Raw genomic sequence first — 16681 nt, 5'->3', positions numbered from 1 at the left:
TCCCGAAAAACAAAGGACGCCGCCCGAAAACGCCGCCCCTTTTTTCATTTTTCCCTTTGGATAGAAATCTGGCGCTCAACCCTGTGCCGTCTTTCAGTCAAGGGTGTGGATTTACTCCATAACCGGAATCGAGAACTCTCCGCCCTCTTTTATTCCAGAAGGCCAGCGCGCAGTCACAGTCTTGGTGCGGGTGTAGAATTTGAACGCATCGGGGCCGTGCTGGTTCAGATCCCCGAATACTGATTTTTTCCAGCCGCCGAAGGTATGATAGGCCAGTGGCACAGGGATCGGAACGTTAATCCCGATCATGCCAACATTCACGCGGTTGGCGAAATCACGCGCTGCATCACCGTCACGGGTAAAGATTGCTGTACCGTTGCCATACTCGTGGTCCATCGCCAACCCCAGCGCTTCTTCATAGCTTTGGGCGCGCACGCAGGTGAGGACAGGACCAAAAATTTCCTGCTTGTAGATATCCATTTCTTTGGTTGCGTGATCGAACAGGTGCGGGCCTACGAAATAACCTTCTTCGTAGCCTTGCAGCTTGAACCCGCGGCCATCAACAACCAGCTTTGCGCCCTGATCGATACCGGTCTGGACCAAACGCTCGATGTTGGCTTTTGCCGCTGCGGTCACGACGGGCCCGTAATCCACATCGTTGCCGGAAGTGTAGGGGCCAACCTTGAGCTTTTCGATCCGTGGGACCAGTTCTTCCATCAGGCGGTCGGCGGTATCATCGCCAACGGGGACAGCAACAGAAATCGCCATGCACCGCTCGCCTGCGGCACCGTAACCTGCACCGATAAGTGCGTCGGCGGCCTGCGCCATATCGGCATCCGGCATGATAATCATGTGGTTCTTGGCACCGCCGAAGCACTGCACGCGCTTGCCGTTGGCACAGCCCGTTGCATAGATATATTCAGCAATCGGCGTCGATCCGACGAAACCTACGGACTGGATGATGTCATTGTGCAGGATCGCGTCAACCGCCTCTTTATCGCCGTTCACAACCTGAAGGATGCCTTTTGGCAGGCCCGCTTCTTCCGCGAGTTCGGCAAGCATCAGCGGAACAGAAGGGTCACGCTCGGACGGTTTGAGGATAAATGCGTTGCCGCAAGCAATCGCAGGGGCAAACATCCACATCGGAATCATCGCGGGGAAGTTGAAAGGCGTGATGCCTGCGGTCACTCCAAGCGCCTGACGCATGGAATACATGTCAATGCCGGGCCCGGCTGAATCGGTATATTCGCCTTTCAAAAGCTGTGGTGCACCGATGCAGTATTCTACGACTTCCAGACCACGCTGCACATCGCCTGCAGCATCTGGAAGGGTTTTGCCATGCTCACGGCTCAGCGCTTCGGCCAGCTTGTCCATATCGCGGTTCAGCAGGTCAACCAGACGCATCAGGACGCGCGCGCGGCGCTGCGGATTGGTAGCGGCCCATTTGGGCTGGGCAGCGGCGGCAAAAGCAACGGCCTGCTCAAGCTCGGACTTGGAAGCTAGCGGGCATTGCGCCTGCACTTCGCCAGTCGCGGGATTCATAACATCAGCGAATCGGCCCGATGTGCCTTTGACATGTTCGCCGTTGATATAATGGGTGAGTTCTTTCATCTGGCATCTCCTGTTGGATTTGGTCTCACAGTAGTCTTGCAAAAAGGCGGGTGGTAGGGGCAAGTTTTCAAAGCCATCCTGCAATTTTGCCTGTATGAACGAGTTAAAATACTCAGACAGGAGGGACAGCCAAGAATGGGAAAGGAGGGCCACATTGCAAAATTGGGATGACTTACGCCTGTTTTTAGCTGTTGCACGGGAGCAGAGCCTGTCGGGGGCGGGCAAGGTGCTGCGGCTGGACCCTGCAACATTGGGGCGCCGTATGGGGCGGCTAGAGAAAGCCATGCAGGTGGCATTGTTTGTTAAATCACCTCAGGGCTACGCACTGACCCAAGCGGGAGCACAACTGCTCGAGCGGGCCGGGGCGGTCGAGCAGGCTATGCGCGGTACTGCAGTCGGGGATGATGCCAAGAGTGAGGGATTGAGCGGGCAAATCAGGTTGGGCGCGCCGGACGGCTGTGCAAATTTTCTTTTGCCGCAGGTATGTGCCGCCATCGGGCGCGATAACCCGCAGCTGGAGATCCAGATTGTAGCACTGCCACGGGTATTCAACCTCACACGGCGCGAGGCGGACATGGCCATCGGAGTAAGCGCGCCAACTGCCGGCCGGTTGGTGGTGCGGCAGGTCACGGAGTACAAGCTGCATCTGGCAGCGTCAGAGAGCTATCTTGAGGCGCACGGTCCCATCGGGTGCCTCGCTGACCTCAAATCCCACCGGATGGTGGGTTATATCTCGGACATGATTTTCGATCGTGAGCTTGATTATCTGGCGGATCTGGGGGCAGGGCGCGTGGCGCTGGCATCCAACTCTGTTTCGGTTCAGGTAAATATGTTGCGGCAGGGGGCAGGCGTGGGCGTGGTCCATGATTTCAGCTTGCCGTTCGCGTTGCCATTGCGCCGTATTCTGACCGATGCAGTGAGTTTGACACGGGCGTTTTACCTGATCCGGCATGTGGACGATGCACGCAACGCACGCCTCGCACGGTTCGCCGATCTGCTCTCTGCGGGCCTGCGCGAGGAGGTGGCAAGGCTCGAAGCGCTTGTCGGTTAAGTTCTGCGCGCTTGACACAAGCGCAGATGCTGCGCGACCATCGCAAGCAAGATCAGGTTGACCACGGGAGGAAGATCAATGTTGGTATCTCATATTTTGAAGTCCAAGGCGGATGAGACAGTGGTGACGGTGATGCCGTCCACGACCATTGCACAGGCGGCGTATATGTTGTCGGAGCGACGGATCGGGACATTGATCGTCTCGCGTGACGGGCTGGCACCCGATGGCATCCTCTCAGAGCGTGATATCGTGCGCGAGCTGGGGCGCTCCGGTGCGGCCAGTCTGGCAGAGCCTGTGAGTAGCATAATGACAGCGAAACTGGTTACCTGTAGTCGCGATATGCGCGCCGATATGGTCCTCGAGCAGATGACAGAGGGGCGTTTTCGCCACATGCCGGTACTTGAAGACGGTGTTCTGGTCGGGCTGATTTCGCTTGGGGATGTGGTCAAGGCGCGTCTTATGGAGCTTGCGATGGAGAAAGATGCGCTTGAAGGGATGATCCGGGGGCACTAGCAGGTATTGCATCCCGGCCCGGCACATGTTTGCTTGGGCACCTGACAAACTCTGATCCAAGGAGCGCTGCACATGCGCGTTGGCCTATATCCCGGTACTTTCGACCCTATCACATTGGGGCACATCGATATCATCAGGCGCGCAGCGTCACTTGTGGACAAGCTGGTGATCGGGGTCGCAATCAACCGTGACAAGGGGCCGCTCTTTACGCTCGAAGAGCGTGTTGTGATGATCGAGCACGAATGTGCCGCCCTTACGCGCGAAACCGGCATCCAGATCGTTGTGCACCCGTTCGAGAACCTACTGATCCACTGCGCCAACGATGTGGGCGCAAGCCTGATTATTCGCGGCCTGCGCGCTGTTGCCGACTTTGAGTATGAGTATCAGATGGTTGGCATGAACCGACAGCTCAACAACCAGATCGAGACGGTATTTTTGATGGCCGAGGCACAGCATCAGGCGATCGCGAGCAAGCTGGTCAAAGAGATTGCCCGCCTTGATGGGGATGTCAGCAAATTCGTTACGCCGCTGGTGAATACGGAGCTCAAAGCGCGCCTCGGCAAATAGGTCCTAGGCGCGCATCATGGCGGTTGCTGTATCCAGCATACGGTTCGAGAAGCCCCACTCGTTGTCATACCACGCAAAGACGCGCAGCAGGGTGCCACCCTGAACTGTTGTCTGGTCCAGCGCCACCGTCGTGCTGTGCGCATCGTGATTAAAATCAACCGAGACGAGCTGCCGTGAAGTGACAGCCATCACGCCGTGCATACCTGTTGCGGCATCGGCCAGCACGGTGTTCACCTGATCCACCGTTACATGCTGGCCCACTTCAATCACCAGATCGACACAGGATACGTTGGGCGTGGGAACGCGCACCGCGGTTCCGGTAATGAGGCCCGCAAGCTCGGGTAGAACAATGCCCAACGCTTCTGCCGCGCCGGTCGTCGTGGGGATCATCGACAGGCCTGCCGCACGGGCGCGGTTTAAATCATTATGTGCCTTGTCGTGGATGGATTGGTCACCGGTATAGCTGTGCACAGTTGTCATAAACCCGCGCTTGATGGTGAACGCCCGGTGCAGAGCATAGGCCAGCGGAGCGAGGCAATTTGTCGTGCACGACGCGTTGGACACCACAGTGTCATCCGCAGTAATAAGATCATCGTTTACGCCGTAGACGATTGTTTTCATGTCTCCTTTTGCAGGAGCGGACAGCAATACCTTGCTTGAGCCGTTTTGCAGGTGCAGTGCTGCCTTTTGCGGTGCCCGGAAGACGCCGGTGCATTCCATTGCGATATCCACATCGCCCCACGGCAGATTCTCGGGCGCTGAATGGGCCGTCATGCGGATAGGACCACGACCCACATCCATGACGCCCTCGCGCCATTCGACCTCTCGGCCAAAGCGTCCATGCACGGAATCAAACTCGAACAAATGGGCATTTGTTGCAAGGGGGGCCAGATCATTGATCGCCACCACCTCTATGTCGTCACGCCCGCTCTCGATCAGGGCGCGCAGGATATTGCGGCCGATACGGCCAAACCCGTTTATCCCGACTTTGATGGTCATGCTGATGTCTCGATTTTATCTGTGAAGTGCCATTCTTGGGGAACCTAGGCCTGCAGGCGGTGACTTTCAACACCGCAAGCGGGACTGTGTCACTGTGTCGGGCGCTCTAGCGCCAGAAGGCCAGCCATTCGATCAGGTCGGTAAGCTTTTTGGCAAGAAAAACAGTATGTTCTACACCGAAGTAGATATAGTCGGCCACAATAGCGCCGATAATGATCAGGCCGAGTACTAATGCGATCCGGTTGGTCATCTACGCGCCCTTTTTATTGCCTGCCCCTTTTAGGGCAGGCAGATCGTTGCGGCAAGGCTTAGGCCAGTTTGCCCATGGCAACGGCCACATCCGCCATCCGCACGGAAAATGCCCATTCATTGTCATACCACGCCAGCACGCGCACAGTACGCCCGCCAACGACCACCGTCTGGTCCGGCGCAAAGATCGAGCTGTGCTCGGTCTGGTTAAAGTCGATCGAGACTTTTTGCTCTGGATCATATGCCATCACCTGCGACATCGGACCTTCGGCGGCAGCTTTTGCGGCGGCATTTACTTCGTCTACTGTCACATCACGGCCTGCAATGAACGTAAGGTCCACCGCGCTCACGTTCGGGGTGGGCACGCGCAGGGCAGTACCGTCGAGCTTGCCTTTGAGCGCGGGCAGCACTTCGCCCAGTGCCTTTGCGGCACCTGTCGAGGTCGGAATAATGGCCATGGCAGCGGCGCGCGCACGGTACAAATCCTTGTGGCGACGGTCGAGCGTCGGCTGGTCGCCGGTATAGCTGTGGATCGTGGTCATGATACCGCTTTCGATCCCGAATGCCTCGTGCAGGACCTTGGCCAGCGGCGCGAGGCAGTTGGTGGTGCATGACCCGTTGGAGACCATAGCATCGCTGGCCAGCAACTCATGATCGTTCACACCCATTACCACGGTGCGGTCGACGTTTTTGCCCGGCGCCGACAGCAAAACCTTTTTGGCGCCTGCACGGATATGGGCGGCTGCCTTTTCACCGTCGTTGAACTGACCTGTGCATTCAAGCACCACGTCACAGCCCGACCAGTCGAGCGCGTCCAGATCATAGGTAGACATAACCTGAATGTCGTTTTGCCCCAAATTGACTGTTCCATCGCCAATCGTGATCTCGTTCGGGAAACGCCCATGCACAGAATCGTATTTGAGCAAATGCATCGCCGTCTCGATCGGACCGGTTGCGTTCAGCTTGATCACCTCGATATCGGTCCGGCCAGAGCGGGCGATGTGCGACAGGGTGCAGCGGCCGATGCGGCCAAAACCGTTAATTCCGACTTTGATGGTCATAATAGGCTCCTTTAGGGATGAGTTATGCCTGCTATAAACCCCTGCCGCATGAGGGGGCCAGAGGCAATGCCGCCGCGCCCAGCCATGTTAGCGTTAAACCTGTGTGATTGGCGATCATGCCTCCTCCATTGGCATTTTCGTGCCACTACAGTAGCAGTGTGACAACAAACAAACGGAGCGGATAAATGAGCGGATTGATTGCCCTGTTGGATGACGTGGCTGCCATCGCAAAAGTGGCGGCCTCCTCGATTGACGATGTCATCGGGCAGGCGACCAAAGCCTCGGCCAAGGCCGCAGGAGCGGTGATAGACGATGCCGCCGTTACGCCGAAATATGTGTCGGGATTCGAGGCGAGCCGCGAGTTGCCGATCATCTGGCGCATCACTAAAGGATCCTTGCGCAACAAGCTGGTGTTCTTGTTGCCCGCCGGTCTTGCGCTTTCGGCATTTGCGCCTTGGGCGATCTCGCCGTTGTTGATGCTGGGCGGAGCCTATCTGTGTTTCGAGGGGGCCGAGAAGGTAGCCCATGTCCTAGGCTGGGGGCACGGACACGAAGATCACCCGAACAAGGAGGTCACCATCGACGATCCTGCCAAGCTCGAAGAAGAAAAGGCCAAGGGTGCGATCAAAACCGATTTTATTCTCTCCGCCGAAATTATGACCATATCACTGGCCGCCATTCCGGCCAGCAGTTTCTGGATGGAGGCGGCAACACTGGCCGCCGTCGCGGTGATTATTACAGTGGCGGTTTACGGATCGGTCGCGCTGATTGTCAAAATGGACGATCTGGGTCTTGCCATGGCGAACTATGGTCGCCTGTCACTCACCCGTACAATGGGCCGTGGTCTGGTAAAAGCCATGCCGGGATTTTTGCGGCTGCTCACGGTTGTTGGGACGGCGGCCATGCTTTGGGTTGGCGGCTCGATCATTATTCACGGGCTTGAAGAGTTGGGCATTGCCGGACCTGCCCATGTGATCCACGATATTGCCTACGCCGTCGGACATGCTGTGCCCGAGGCCGTCACAGGCGCGACCGAGTGGTTTACCAAGGCCGCGATCGATGGTGTGCTTGGACTGTTGTTGGGGCTTTTGTTGATACCCATCGGGGAAAAGCTGGTAACACCAGTGTGGCGCAAGATATTTGTTTCAAAACCCGCAGCTTAGCGGCGGGCGCTAAGCTGCGTTCCTGATGTCACGCATAGATCGTGGAGTTAGCGGGTTTTTTTGCGGTCGAACCGTCGTGCAGCGACTGTTGCGAGGACCAATGTGGCCATGCCAAGATGACCGTAGACGATATAGTTAAGGGCAATCTGACCTATTGCATGACCTTCGAACAATGACATGAGTGCGGCGACGCCGCCGGTCATTACTGCTGTAAGAAGGTAGGCCATCCGCTTGCTCCGGGATCGTTACAAAACTTCGTCTCAGTCTGCGCCTTATACGTTAACAATGTATTACTACCCTACAAGACACCCTCTGGATAACCTTCAGTTGTGGCTGAACATCGCCTAAAATGTGGCGAAAGTGGTACAAAAAACTCTGTGTAGGCGACAGACTATTTTCGATTTCGCAACAAAAAAGGGCGGCGCTTTGTAAAAAGCACCGCCCTAAACGTTATCTTCATGCAGCTTTACAGTAGAGCTTTTGCCTTGGCTGCTACGTGCTCTGGCGTAATCCCGAACTTCTCGAACAGCTCTTCAGCAGGTGCGGAGGCCCCGAAACGGTCCATGCCGACAAAGTCCGCCTTGCCCCATTTGCCGCGCTCGCCCAGCAGCCACTGGTCCCAGCCCTGACGCACACCAGCTTCGATGCCGACACGTACGGCACCACCCGGCAGAACGCGCTTGCGGTATGCCTCGTCCTGCTCGGCAAAGAGTTCCATGCACGGCATCGAGACAACGCGTGTACCGATGCCTTCCGCCTGCAAAAGATCACGCGCCTTCAGGGCAATCTCCACTTCGGAGCCTGTCGCGATCAGGATCACCTGACGCTTCTCCTCCGCTTCGGCCAGAACATAAGCACCAAGGGCGGTCATGTTCTTGTTCTTGTGCTCGAGGCGCACAGTAGGCAAACCCTGACGCGTCAGCGACAGCACGGAGGGGCGGCTCTTCTCGGTAAATGCAACTTCCCAGGCTTCTGCTGTCTCGACTGTATCGGCAGGGCGGAACACCAGTGTGTTTGGAGTGGCGCGTGAAATCGCCAGATGCTCGACGGGCTGATGTGTCGGGCCATCCTCGCCTAGACCGATGCTGTCGTGGGTCATGACATAGACAACAGGCACCTGCATCAGCGCGCTGAGGCGCATGGCGGGGCGGGCGTAATCGGTGAAACACATGAATGTGCCGGAGTAGGGGCGTACGCCGCCATGCAGCGCCATACCGTTCATTGCGGATGCCATGCCATGTTCACGGATGCCCCAATAGACGTAGCGGCCACCGCGTGTCTCTAGATCGAAAACACCTAGGTCAGCTGTTTTCGTATTATTCGAGCCGGTAAGGTCGGCGGAGCCGCCAACAGTTTCAGGCAGGATAGGGTTCAGAACTTCAAGAACTTTTTCAGAAGACGCGCGTGTTGCCAGCTTTGGCGCGCTCTCGGTCGTCTGCTTTTTAAAGGCCTTGATAACGGCGCTCAGTTTCTTGGGCGCATCACCCGCTAGCGCGCGATTGAATGTCTCGCGCTTGTTTCCGGGCATTTTGTCAAAACGCTCTTCCCAATCGCGGCGGGCATCCGCGCCACGGCTGCCGATGGCTTCCCATGCGGATTTAATTTCAGTCGGAATGTCGAACGGGGCTGCAGTCCAGCCCCATGCTTCCTTTGCTGCAACCATTTGCGCAGGGTCCGTCAATGCGCCGTGGCCCTTGGAGGTGTCCTGTGCTGCATGGCCCAAGGCGATATGCGTTTTGCACGCGATCATGCTTGGAGTGTCGGTCTTTTTGGCAGCATTCAACGCTGCGTCGATTTCGGCAGGGTTATGGCCATCGACTTCCTGCACGTCCCAGCCTGCGGCACGAAAGCGTGCAACCTGGTCTGTGGTGTCCGACAGGCTCACTGGTCCGTCGATGGTGATGTTGTTGTTATCCCACATTACGATCAATTTCGACAGTTTGTGACGTCCCGCAAGCGCAATCGCCTCCTGGCTCACGCCTTCCATTAAACAGCCGTCGCCGGCGATAACATAGGTATAGTGGTCGACAACCTTGGCGCCGTAAGTCGCGCGCTGGATCTCTTCTGCCATGGCAAAGCCCACGGAGTTGGCAATGCCTTGACCCAGCGGGCCGGTCGTTGTCTCAATCGCATCAGCGAGGAAGTTTTCTGGGTGGCCAGCGGTGCGTGCGCCCATCTGCCGGAAATTGCGGATTTCCTCGATCGGAAATTGCACATCGCCCACAAGGTGCAACAGCGCATAAATCAGCATCGAGCCGTGACCCGCAGACAGGATAAAGCGGTCACGATCGGGCCACAGCGGATTGGCCGCGTCAAACTTCAGATGGTTCTGGAAAAGTACTGTGGCCACATCGGCCATTCCGATTGGCATGCCGGAGTGGCCGGAGTTGGCCTGCGCCACAGCATCAAGCGCGAGGGCGCGAATAGCGGTGGCTTTTGACCAGTGATCGGGATTGGCGGCTTGGAGGGCTTTGAGATCCACGCGACATGGCTCCTTGTGCAAAGATGAACGCAGTTTTTTTGCTGCATATCAGGGCAGGGCGAAAGATCAAGCGCGGCTGCGGCGCAGAGGTATTGATGCAAGGCATGAAGTTTGCGCGCCAAGCTGCTGATTTGAATGGGGGGCAGTATTTTATCTGTGCATTGGGTACGATTGGCTGAATATTATAGGCAAACCGATTCGTGACCGCAAACGTGGTCCGCACCGTCGGAGAAGCGAGAGGGCGTATGAACGATATCGTAGAATTACAGCGACGCATAACAGCGGCGATGGATCAGGTCGCCTTCGGCCTTGAAAAACTGGGGCCCGCCAGCACGTCAGCGCCCGCACCGGATGAAGAAACCCTGCGCCAGCTCGAGGACGAGCGGACAGCCAATGCCCAGCTGCAAGAGCGCGTGCTGGCCCTGCGCACCAAATCAGAGACTGAAATTGCCACGCTGCGCGCCACCGTCGATGCAAGCGAGGCACGAATGGCGCAGCTTGATATCGAGTTGCAGCGCGTGCGTCGCGCCAATGCCCAGTTGAGCGAAGTCTGCTCCTCGCTGCGTGATGCAAATGCCGAAGGGGTTGGTGATGCCCATCTGATCAATAAATCAATGATGGTCGAGCTTGAGGCCCTGCGTGCAGCCCGTGCAGCAGACGTGGCGGAGGCTTCGACCATCCTCGCCAGTTTGCAGCCACTGCTCGACACTGCGCTCAACGACGACAAATCCGCGCAGGAGGACGCATAATGCCAGAGGTCAAGATTTCCATTGGCGGACGCCATTTCGATGTTGCCTGTCAGGAGGGGGAGGAAAGCTATCTGCACTCCGCCGCCAAAATGCTGGATGACGAGGCGCAGGTGCTTGCCGATGCTGTGGGCCGGATGCCCGAAGCGCGGATGCTGCTGATGGCTGGTTTGATGCTGGCTGACAAGACCGCCAGCGTCGAGGACAAGATCACGGAAATTCGTGCAGAGCTGGCCGAGCGCGAGGCGGAGTTGGCCGGACTTCGCAATGTTGTAATCGAGCCCGAGCGGATCGAGGTGCCTGTGGTGCCGCAATCTGTCACGGATACCCTGTCAGAGCTCGCTGCACGTGCAGAGGCATTGGCTGCTTCGGTGGACGAGAAGGTTGGCGGCTAAACTGCTGCTTCATTCGTGCGTTTGCTGGCTGCCCTGAAACTGCCCTTCAGAATTAACAAGGGAGGATGGCGCAAACCATCCTCCCTTGTTCTTTCCTCCTCCGGCTTCACGAGGCCACTAGCCACCGGAGAGGTAATTCCAGTCCCCTGTGCTTAAAAGCCCAGAACCAACGACACACCAAAGGTGTTGTCTGTGGATTTGTCGGCACCGATCGGATCGGTGGTGTACTCGGTACGCAGGCTGATACGTGTGGACAGGTTGTCCGTCAGCTTGTAGTTGATGCCCGCATCGTTTGCGAAAATCGTATCCGTCTCGGAGCCCAGAATATCGGTGTCCATGGTGAGCGACACCTGATCGTTGATCCCGTAGAAGTAACGCGATGTGATGATCATGCTCGCTTCGGTATCGGAATCACCGTTCGACTGTTTGACGTAGCGGATGCCAGGGCCCGCTTGTACACGCCATGTCAGGTCGGCACGGTTGATGACGCGGTAGCCGGGACCAAAGCCCAAGAAGGCGTCTGTGCGGCTCGCACCTGGGATTTCGGCGCCGTCATTGTCGGTGAGAAAGCCGTCATACTGGTAGCGTGCCAGACCGAATGCATACAGACGTTCGGTGAAGTAGCGGCTGCCTTCATATGTTGCAAAGAATTTCTCTTCGCTGGTTGTGCCGTTTGCTTCGCTGTATTCAGCCGCGAAACCAACGAGGTGGTTCCAGTCACCGATGCCATAGGTCAGACGACCAGCAGCAGACAAATCGCCTTCGTCTGTGTTGCCGGATGTACCGGACGCAGACAGAGCGAAGGAGCCGCGCCAGCCTTGTGCAACACCGTTCGGACCAAAGCGGTCGGCATCGTTTGCGCGGTTCAGGTCGCGGTTCACATCCGTTGTGATGTCGTCGATGCTGTCGTTCAGCACGGTGTTTGCGTTTGACTGCGCCATGGCAGGGGCAGCAACCATCAGAGCCAGCGTTGAGACAGCGGCGAATTTGAAGAGGGTGTTCATAATGTTTCCCTTTTGAGAAGTTGTCAGCGCCCCCCGGCGCAGGTGCCGGAAGGTCGTTAGCATCTCTGCTGACACTTCTTTTAGGGATGTTGTTCAAATGAGTGAAATTTGAATTACTCAGCCTTAAACCGATAATTAGTCATTTGTAATTGCAGGGAAGAGAGCAGGGTCGTAATGTTCTACGATCTCCAAATCGGAGACGATATTTTCCTGTTCTTTTTCAGCTGCTTGAGTAACTTTTTTTAGGGCTGACTTGGCGACTGCAGCGATGTCTGGCTCAATGTCGTCGCGCCAAACTACCCACGATGGATAGGGAAACCGTGGTGCATCTGCTACAAGATGTAGTTTATTTTGCTCCATATACCGCTTTACGGTTCTTGCCGGAAGGTAAGCAGCGGCTTTGCGGTTCACGATATAATCCGCGGCCATTGCGCCCAATGCCATAGAGCGGCCTGAATCTGTCAGATGTGGCAAGTTCAGCGCAAGCGCATGGGTAAACTCCGGCCCCCAATCGACAGAAACATAATGCTGCCCCAGATCCATCGTTGCATCGGGGTAGGAGGCCACAAGGATCAGCTCGTCGTCAAGCGCAGGTTCCGCGATAAGGCCGGGGCGTAGCTGGGGCGTATACATAAGCGCTGCCTGTACAACCCCTTCGACCAGAAACCGTGTCATCCGGTCGGTCATGCCAAGTTCGGCATGTACGCTCAGTTCGGGCATCTGCATCTGCATTTCGTCCAGCCAACGAAACCCGAGGCGCGGCCAAAGGGAATATTGCGCACCAATCGTGATTGCGCGGCTATACCCTTCGGGAATGGCGATTTGCTGGCGGGCTTCTTGCCACAGGCGCAGCAGGCTAAGGGCATAGCGTTCGAACTGCTCGCCCGCAGGCGTGAGGATCGCACCGGCTTTGGAGCGGGTGAAGAGCGGATGCCCCAGACTGTCTTCAAGGCGCTGGATGCGCAGGCTCACGGCGGATTGGGTGACAAACAGACGGTCACAGGCAGCAACAAACGATCCCGTGTTCGCGACCTCGATAAATGTCTTGATCAGGGTAATATCCATGCAGAGCGTCCATGAGCAATTATTGAGTTGAGCGGGATTGTTATGCGCGACACCATCTCTAAACCCGCCGTCAGTGATAGCAACTCATAATACCGAATGTCTGACCGGCCTTGCACTCATGGCGTTGCGCAAGGGCACGCTGGTTAGGGGGCGGGAATTCCCCAATGGGGCGAAGACGCCACGCAATAGCAGCTAAGCAAACCGACCACATATACCTAGGTTTGCGCATATGAGCCCTGAAAAACGAAAAACGCGCCCCCCTCGGGAGGCGCGCAATAACTGTAGCTCTACAGTCTATGTCACTCTCGCGTGTGCTGATGCACGCAACCGGGCCAAAGCCTCAGGCGTTGGCTTCACGGATCTTATCGGCAGCTTCTTTATCAAACGTCACGCCATTTTCGGCAAAGAAGGTATCAAGCTCGCCCGAGAGGGTCATCTCGGTGATGATATCGCAACCGCCGACAAACTCACCCTTTACATAAAGCTGCGGAATAGTGGGCCAGTCGGAATAATCCTTGATGCCCTGACGCATCTCTTCATCGGCCAGCACATTCACGTCGGCAAAATTTACGCCCATGTAATTCAGTACACCTGCTACCTTTGAAGAAAACCCACACTGGGGCATTTCCTTGGTGCCTTTCATGAACAGGACAACATCGTGCGCGCTCACGGTTTCTTTGATTTTGGTCTTTGCGTCGGTCATTTGGTTTTCCTTACGGGTACGGTCTGTTTTTGGGGTGTCATCGCCTTGCGGGCGGCCAGCAGGGTTGCGGTGGCAAGGGCGGTCAGGAAGATCATCATTCTGTCGGTACCTTTGTGGTCAGGGCAAGAGCGTGCAATTCACCGCTGGAGCCGTCCATTTTTCCCTTGAGGGCTGCATAAACAGCGCGCTGTTGTTGCACTCTGTTCTGGCCGCGAAAACTCTCGTCAACGACAAGGGCCGACATATGCACGCCGTCATTGCCCTCCACCACGATCTGCGCATCGGGGAAGGTTATCCGCAACAGGTCTTCGATCTCGTGGGCAGTCATAGGCATGGGGCGTTTCTCCAACAGTGTCTGTGATCATAGATGTAATGGGGGGCAGGGCCGCGTGCAAGGGAGCACAGCCTTGTGTGCCGAACACGGCTTGCGCTGGGGCGCTGATTGTCGGACGGTGGATGTCCAGCTTCACAGACAAAGGCACCCCCTATGCAACCGATATCAGGCGCACCGGAACAAGCATTGGCATGGATCACCGAAGGTAAGCGTGCAGCCCTTGCCACCGTCGTCGAGACATGGGGGTCAGCACCTCGCCGTGTGGGTGCACAGATGGTTGTCTCCTCTGAGGGAGAAATGGAGGGCTCGGTCTCGGGCGGCTGTGTGGAGGGGGCAGTCGTTCTTGAGGCCCTCGAGGCACTGGAGGAGGGCGAGACAAAAATTCTTGAATACGGGGTAAGCGACGGCGATGCTTTTGCCGTGGGCCTTGCCTGTGGCGGCAATATCCGTGTGTTGGTCGAACCTGTAGGCGCAGGGGGCATGCCTCAAGATATGCTCGAGGCGCTGGTGGCTGCGCGCGCGGCCCGCACGCCCGTTGCCTATGAAGTGACATTGGACGGCAAACACCGTGCCTTTGTGGAGCAGGGCCACAACGACCGCTTTCGCGCCGACCGTTCGGGGCTTGAGGAGGACGGGCAGAAATTTGTTGCCATCCATAATCCGCCCCTGCGCCTTATCGTTGTGGGGGCCGTGCATATTGCACAGGCTCTTGTGCCGATGGCGCGGATCGCGGGTTTCGATCCTGTGGTTGTGGACCCGCGCGAGGCGTTTGGCTCGCAGGCGCGGTTTCCGGATGCCCGCGTAATAAACGACTGGCCCGACGCAGCACTTGAGGAGGTCGGCGTGGACACCCGCACAGCACTGGTATTGTTAACGCATGACCCGAAACTCGATGATCCGGCGCTGCATCTGGGGCTGCGATCGGGCGCATTCTACATCGGGGCGCTGGGCTCAAAGCGTACTCATGCCATGCGGGTCGAGCGGCTGAGCGCAGCGGGATTCGACCCTCACACGATTGCGCGCATTAACGGGCCTGTTGGCCTCGACATCGGCGCGTCTGGCCCTGCGGAAATCGCTGTGTCGATCCTTGCGCAGATGATTGCGGGCCTGCGCCGCCCATGAAGTTCGGGCCGGTGCCTACTGCGCAGGCACAGGGTAGCGTGCTGGCCCATTCCGTGGCCCTGCCGGAGGGGCGGCTGCGTAAAGGGAAGATGCTGGATGCGGATGATATCGCTGCATTGCTAAATTCAGACATAAACGCGATAATCGTCGCCACACTTGAGCACGGTGACAGTGGCGAGGATGCTGCCGCTGAACAGCTTGCCGATGCGCTGCTTGCAGGCAGTAGAGGTTTGCGTCGCAGTGCTGCATTTACAGGACGGGTGAACCTGATCGCACAAAGCGAGGGGGTCGCGATGCTGGACGTGTCGGCCCTTCACGCGGTTAACGCGTTCGACCCCATGATCACGGTTGCAACCGTGCCTCCCCACCATCAGTTGCGCCGTGGCGATATGGTCGCGACGATCAAGATTATATCCTATGCCGTGCCACAGGTTGCGGTGTCGCGTGCTGCATTGGCGGCGCAGGGGGCAATAACCGTTGCTCCCCCTATCCTTAAGACCGCAACGCTGATCATCACCGAAATTGCCGGCGGCGCAGGAGAGAAGGGCCGCGAAGCGATCGAGAGCCGGCTGACGGCCTTGGGCGTCGCTTTGTCGCAGGTTTTGATTGTGCCTCATACCTTAGGTGCACTCGCGGCTGCGATCAGAGCTGCTGAAGCACCGCTGGTCTTGATCCTCACGGGGTCCGCCACTTCCGACATCCACGATGTGGCGCCTTCTGCACTTGTCGCGGCGGGGGGGCATGTCACGCGCTTTGGCATGCCTGTCGATCCGGGTAATCTGTTGTTTCTGGGCGCGCTGGGCGCCGCACAAGTCATTGGCCTGCCTGGATGTGCGCGATCGCCCGCGCTCAACGGAGCGGACTGGGTTTTGGCGCGTATCGTTTGCGGCGTGCCGGTCACAGCACAGGACATCGCGGCAATGGGTGTGGGTGGACTGCTGAAAGAAATTCCGACACGCCCCCAGCCGCGCCGCCCGCGATCACCAGCGCAGCAGGATATAACGGCAGACTAACCCCCACTGCTGACTTCACAAGTTTTGCGCCAAGTAAAAATTTGGGTTCTCAACGGCCCGGTGGCGTGCTTAACTCTATTCAACACAACCATAAGAAATGTCTGGGAGGACGTGAATGACACAGCTAAAAATGACTGTGAACGGCAAGGCCGCATCCGGTGAGGTCGAAGGCCGCACATTGCTGGTGCAGTTCCTGCGCGAGAATATGGGCCTGACGGGCACGCATGTCGGCTGTGATACCAGCCAGTGCGGTGCCTGTGTTGTCCATGTAAACGGGCAAGCGGTCAAATCCTGCTCGATGCTGGCAGTCGAGGCGCAGGGCGCCGAAGTGGCCACCATTGAGGGTCAAGCCGCACCTGACGGCACGCTCAACACTATCCAGCAAGCGTTTCAGGATCACCATGGATTGCAGTGCGGTTTCTGCACCCCAGGTATGGTGATGTCGGCGGCAGCCTTGCTCAAAGACAATCCTAAACCCACGGTCGATGATGTGCGCCATTATCTGGACGGCAACATCTGCCGCTGTACGGGCTACCACAACATCGTAAAAGCGATCATGGCAGCCTCCGGTCAGGATGTGTCGGCAATCGCTGCAGAGTGATT

Annotated in this window: 19 protein-coding genes; 9 read left to right on the top strand and 10 right to left on the bottom strand. The window is 57.3% G+C overall.

All coding sequences use genetic code 11. From position 1 onward, the window contains the following. Positions 1-111: 111 nt before the first annotated feature. A complete protein-coding gene (locus C8N30_RS15510; RefSeq protein WP_025061880.1) occupies positions 112-1611 on the bottom strand; it encodes a CoA-acylating methylmalonate-semialdehyde dehydrogenase in 1500 nt (499 codons plus the stop codon). A gap of 154 nt (positions 1612-1765) precedes the next feature. On the opposite strand from C8N30_RS15510, the gene C8N30_RS15505 reads away from it, so the two are divergent. The 3 genes from C8N30_RS15505 (at position 1766) to coaD (ending at position 3742) form a co-directional block, all read left to right on the top strand. Further along, positions 1766-2662 carry a LysR family transcriptional regulator gene (locus C8N30_RS15505; RefSeq protein ID WP_025061881.1) on the top strand — a complete coding sequence of 299 codons (897 nt, stop codon included), beginning with the start codon at positions 1766-1768 and terminating at the stop codon, positions 2660-2662. 78 nt (positions 2663-2740) lie between these two features. Further along, complete coding sequence (locus C8N30_RS15500) at positions 2741-3175, top strand: CBS domain-containing protein (protein WP_025061882.1); 435 nt, start codon at positions 2741-2743, stop codon at positions 3173-3175. Between the two features lie 72 nt (positions 3176-3247). Then, positions 3248-3742 carry a pantetheine-phosphate adenylyltransferase gene (gene coaD / locus C8N30_RS15495; protein WP_025061883.1) on the top strand — a complete coding sequence of 165 codons (495 nt, stop codon included), beginning with the start codon at positions 3248-3250 and terminating at the stop codon, positions 3740-3742. A gap of 3 nt (positions 3743-3745) precedes the next feature. Here the strand turns inward: coaD and gap (C8N30_RS15490) are convergent, their stop codons facing one another. The 3 genes from gap (C8N30_RS15490) to gap (C8N30_RS15485) form a co-directional block, all read right to left on the bottom strand. Next, positions 3746-4741 carry a type I glyceraldehyde-3-phosphate dehydrogenase gene (gene gap, locus C8N30_RS15490; protein WP_025061884.1) on the bottom strand — a complete coding sequence of 332 codons (996 nt, stop codon included), beginning with the start codon at positions 4739-4741 and terminating at the stop codon, positions 3746-3748. 106 nt (positions 4742-4847) lie between these two features. Beyond that, positions 4848-4991, bottom strand: coding sequence for a hypothetical protein (locus C8N30_RS19430; protein WP_025061885.1), 144 nt, complete (start codon positions 4989-4991; stop codon positions 4848-4850). Between the two features lie 58 nt (positions 4992-5049). Then, positions 5050-6051: a type I glyceraldehyde-3-phosphate dehydrogenase gene (gene gap / locus C8N30_RS15485; protein WP_025061886.1), complete on the bottom strand. Its 1002-nt coding sequence runs from the start codon at positions 6049-6051 to the stop codon at positions 5050-5052. Positions 6052-6236: 185 nt separating this feature from the next. Between gap (C8N30_RS15485) and C8N30_RS15480 the strand changes: the two genes are divergently transcribed. Further along, entirely contained in the window at positions 6237-7214 is a 978-nt protein-coding gene (locus C8N30_RS15480; protein ID WP_025061887.1) for a DUF808 domain-containing protein, read from the top strand. Positions 7215-7261: 47 nt separating this feature from the next. Here C8N30_RS15480 and C8N30_RS15475 read toward each other — a convergent pair whose 3' ends face one another. Together C8N30_RS15475 and tkt are read right to left on the bottom strand one after the other, a co-directional pair. Further along, positions 7262-7441, bottom strand: a complete 180-nt coding sequence (locus C8N30_RS15475; protein WP_025061888.1) for a hypothetical protein — start codon at positions 7439-7441, stop codon at positions 7262-7264. 239 nt (positions 7442-7680) lie between these two features. Next, on the bottom strand, positions 7681-9696 hold the full coding sequence (gene tkt / locus C8N30_RS15470; protein ID WP_025061889.1) for a transketolase: 2016 nt from the start codon (positions 9694-9696) through the stop codon (positions 7681-7683). A gap of 245 nt (positions 9697-9941) precedes the next feature. On the opposite strand from tkt, the gene C8N30_RS15465 reads away from it, so the two are divergent. Continuing rightward, positions 9942-10445 carry a hypothetical protein gene (locus C8N30_RS15465; protein ID WP_025061890.1) on the top strand — a complete coding sequence of 168 codons (504 nt, stop codon included), beginning with the start codon at positions 9942-9944 and terminating at the stop codon, positions 10443-10445. Then, positions 10445-10837, top strand: a complete 393-nt coding sequence (locus tag C8N30_RS15460) for a cell division protein ZapA (RefSeq protein WP_025061891.1) — start codon at positions 10445-10447, stop codon at positions 10835-10837. Before C8N30_RS15465 ends, C8N30_RS15460 begins: the two co-directional genes overlap by 1 nt. A 152-nt stretch (positions 10838-10989) precedes the next feature. On the opposite strand, the gene C8N30_RS15455 is transcribed toward C8N30_RS15460, so the two are convergent. From C8N30_RS15455 to C8N30_RS15440, 4 genes are all read right to left on the bottom strand, one after another. Then, entirely contained in the window at positions 10990-11841 is an 852-nt protein-coding gene (locus tag C8N30_RS15455) for a DUF481 domain-containing protein (protein WP_025061892.1), read from the bottom strand. 135 nt (positions 11842-11976) lie between these two features. Next, positions 11977-12906: a LysR family transcriptional regulator gene (locus C8N30_RS15450; protein WP_025061893.1), complete on the bottom strand. Its 930-nt coding sequence runs from the start codon at positions 12904-12906 to the stop codon at positions 11977-11979. A gap of 340 nt (positions 12907-13246) precedes the next feature. Next, the gene (gene grxD, locus C8N30_RS15445) at positions 13247-13609 is read right to left on the bottom strand and encodes a Grx4 family monothiol glutaredoxin (RefSeq protein WP_025061894.1); all 363 of its coding nucleotides are present in this window, start codon (positions 13607-13609) and stop codon (positions 13247-13249) included. A gap of 94 nt (positions 13610-13703) precedes the next feature. Further along, the gene (locus C8N30_RS15440; RefSeq protein ID WP_025061895.1) at positions 13704-13943 is read right to left on the bottom strand and encodes a BolA/IbaG family iron-sulfur metabolism protein; all 240 of its coding nucleotides are present in this window, start codon (positions 13941-13943) and stop codon (positions 13704-13706) included. A gap of 153 nt (positions 13944-14096) precedes the next feature. Here C8N30_RS15440 and C8N30_RS15435 point away from each other — a divergent pair, with 153 nt between their 5' ends. The 3 genes from C8N30_RS15435 (at position 14097) to C8N30_RS15425 (ending at position 16679) form a co-directional block, all read left to right on the top strand. Beyond that, positions 14097-15065: an XdhC family protein gene (locus C8N30_RS15435; protein ID WP_025061896.1), complete on the top strand. Its 969-nt coding sequence runs from the start codon at positions 14097-14099 to the stop codon at positions 15063-15065. Next, complete coding sequence (locus tag C8N30_RS15430) at positions 15062-16078, top strand: molybdopterin-binding protein (protein ID WP_025061897.1); 1017 nt, start codon at positions 15062-15064, stop codon at positions 16076-16078. The genes C8N30_RS15435 and C8N30_RS15430 overlap by 4 nt, the downstream gene beginning before the upstream one ends. Positions 16079-16193: 115 nt before the next feature. Further along, positions 16194-16679, top strand: a complete 486-nt coding sequence (locus C8N30_RS15425) for a (2Fe-2S)-binding protein (RefSeq protein WP_025061898.1) — start codon at positions 16194-16196, stop codon at positions 16677-16679. The last annotated feature ends 2 nt before the right edge of the window (positions 16680-16681 follow it).

Origin of the sequence: Sulfitobacter guttiformis, from assembly GCF_003610455.1 — a bacterium.
Classification (GTDB): domain Bacteria; phylum Pseudomonadota; class Alphaproteobacteria; order Rhodobacterales; family Rhodobacteraceae; genus Sulfitobacter; species Sulfitobacter guttiformis.
The sequence above is the reverse complement of the archived record's forward strand: the minus strand, read 5'-3'. Positions and strand labels throughout refer to the sequence as shown.

Excerpts from the sequence above, each read along its gene's own strand:
- C8N30_RS15510 (WP_025061880.1), bottom strand. The coding sequence starts at position 1,611 with ATGAAAGAACTCACCCATTATATCAACGGCGAACATGTCAAAGGCACA.
- C8N30_RS15500 (WP_025061882.1), top strand. The coding sequence starts at position 2,741 with ATGTTGGTATCTCATATTTTGAAGTCCAAGGCGGATGAGACAGTGGTG.
- coaD (WP_025061883.1), top strand. The coding sequence starts at position 3,248 with ATGCGCGTTGGCCTATATCCCGGTACTTTCGACCCTATCACATTGGGG.
- gap (WP_025061884.1), bottom strand. The coding sequence starts at position 4,741 with ATGACCATCAAAGTCGGGATAAACGGGTTTGGCCGTATCGGCCGCAAT.
- C8N30_RS19430 (WP_025061885.1), bottom strand. The coding sequence starts at position 4,991 with ATGACCAACCGGATCGCATTAGTACTCGGCCTGATCATTATCGGCGCT.
- gap (WP_025061886.1), bottom strand. The coding sequence starts at position 6,051 with ATGACCATCAAAGTCGGAATTAACGGTTTTGGCCGCATCGGCCGCTGC.
- C8N30_RS15480 (WP_025061887.1), top strand. The coding sequence starts at position 6,237 with ATGAGCGGATTGATTGCCCTGTTGGATGACGTGGCTGCCATCGCAAAA.
- C8N30_RS15475 (WP_025061888.1), bottom strand. The coding sequence starts at position 7,441 with ATGGCCTACCTTCTTACAGCAGTAATGACCGGCGGCGTCGCCGCACTC.
- C8N30_RS15465 (WP_025061890.1), top strand. The coding sequence starts at position 9,942 with ATGAACGATATCGTAGAATTACAGCGACGCATAACAGCGGCGATGGAT.
- C8N30_RS15460 (WP_025061891.1), top strand. The coding sequence starts at position 10,445 with ATGCCAGAGGTCAAGATTTCCATTGGCGGACGCCATTTCGATGTTGCC.
- C8N30_RS15455 (WP_025061892.1), bottom strand. The coding sequence starts at position 11,841 with ATGAACACCCTCTTCAAATTCGCCGCTGTCTCAACGCTGGCTCTGATG.
- C8N30_RS15450 (WP_025061893.1), bottom strand. The coding sequence starts at position 12,906 with ATGGATATTACCCTGATCAAGACATTTATCGAGGTCGCGAACACGGGA.
- grxD (WP_025061894.1), bottom strand. The coding sequence starts at position 13,609 with ATGACCGACGCAAAGACCAAAATCAAAGAAACCGTGAGCGCGCACGAT.
- C8N30_RS15440 (WP_025061895.1), bottom strand. The coding sequence starts at position 13,943 with ATGCCTATGACTGCCCACGAGATCGAAGACCTGTTGCGGATAACCTTC.
- C8N30_RS15435 (WP_025061896.1), top strand. The coding sequence starts at position 14,097 with ATGCAACCGATATCAGGCGCACCGGAACAAGCATTGGCATGGATCACC.
- C8N30_RS15430 (WP_025061897.1), top strand. The coding sequence starts at position 15,062 with ATGAAGTTCGGGCCGGTGCCTACTGCGCAGGCACAGGGTAGCGTGCTG.
- C8N30_RS15425 (WP_025061898.1), top strand. The coding sequence starts at position 16,194 with ATGACACAGCTAAAAATGACTGTGAACGGCAAGGCCGCATCCGGTGAG.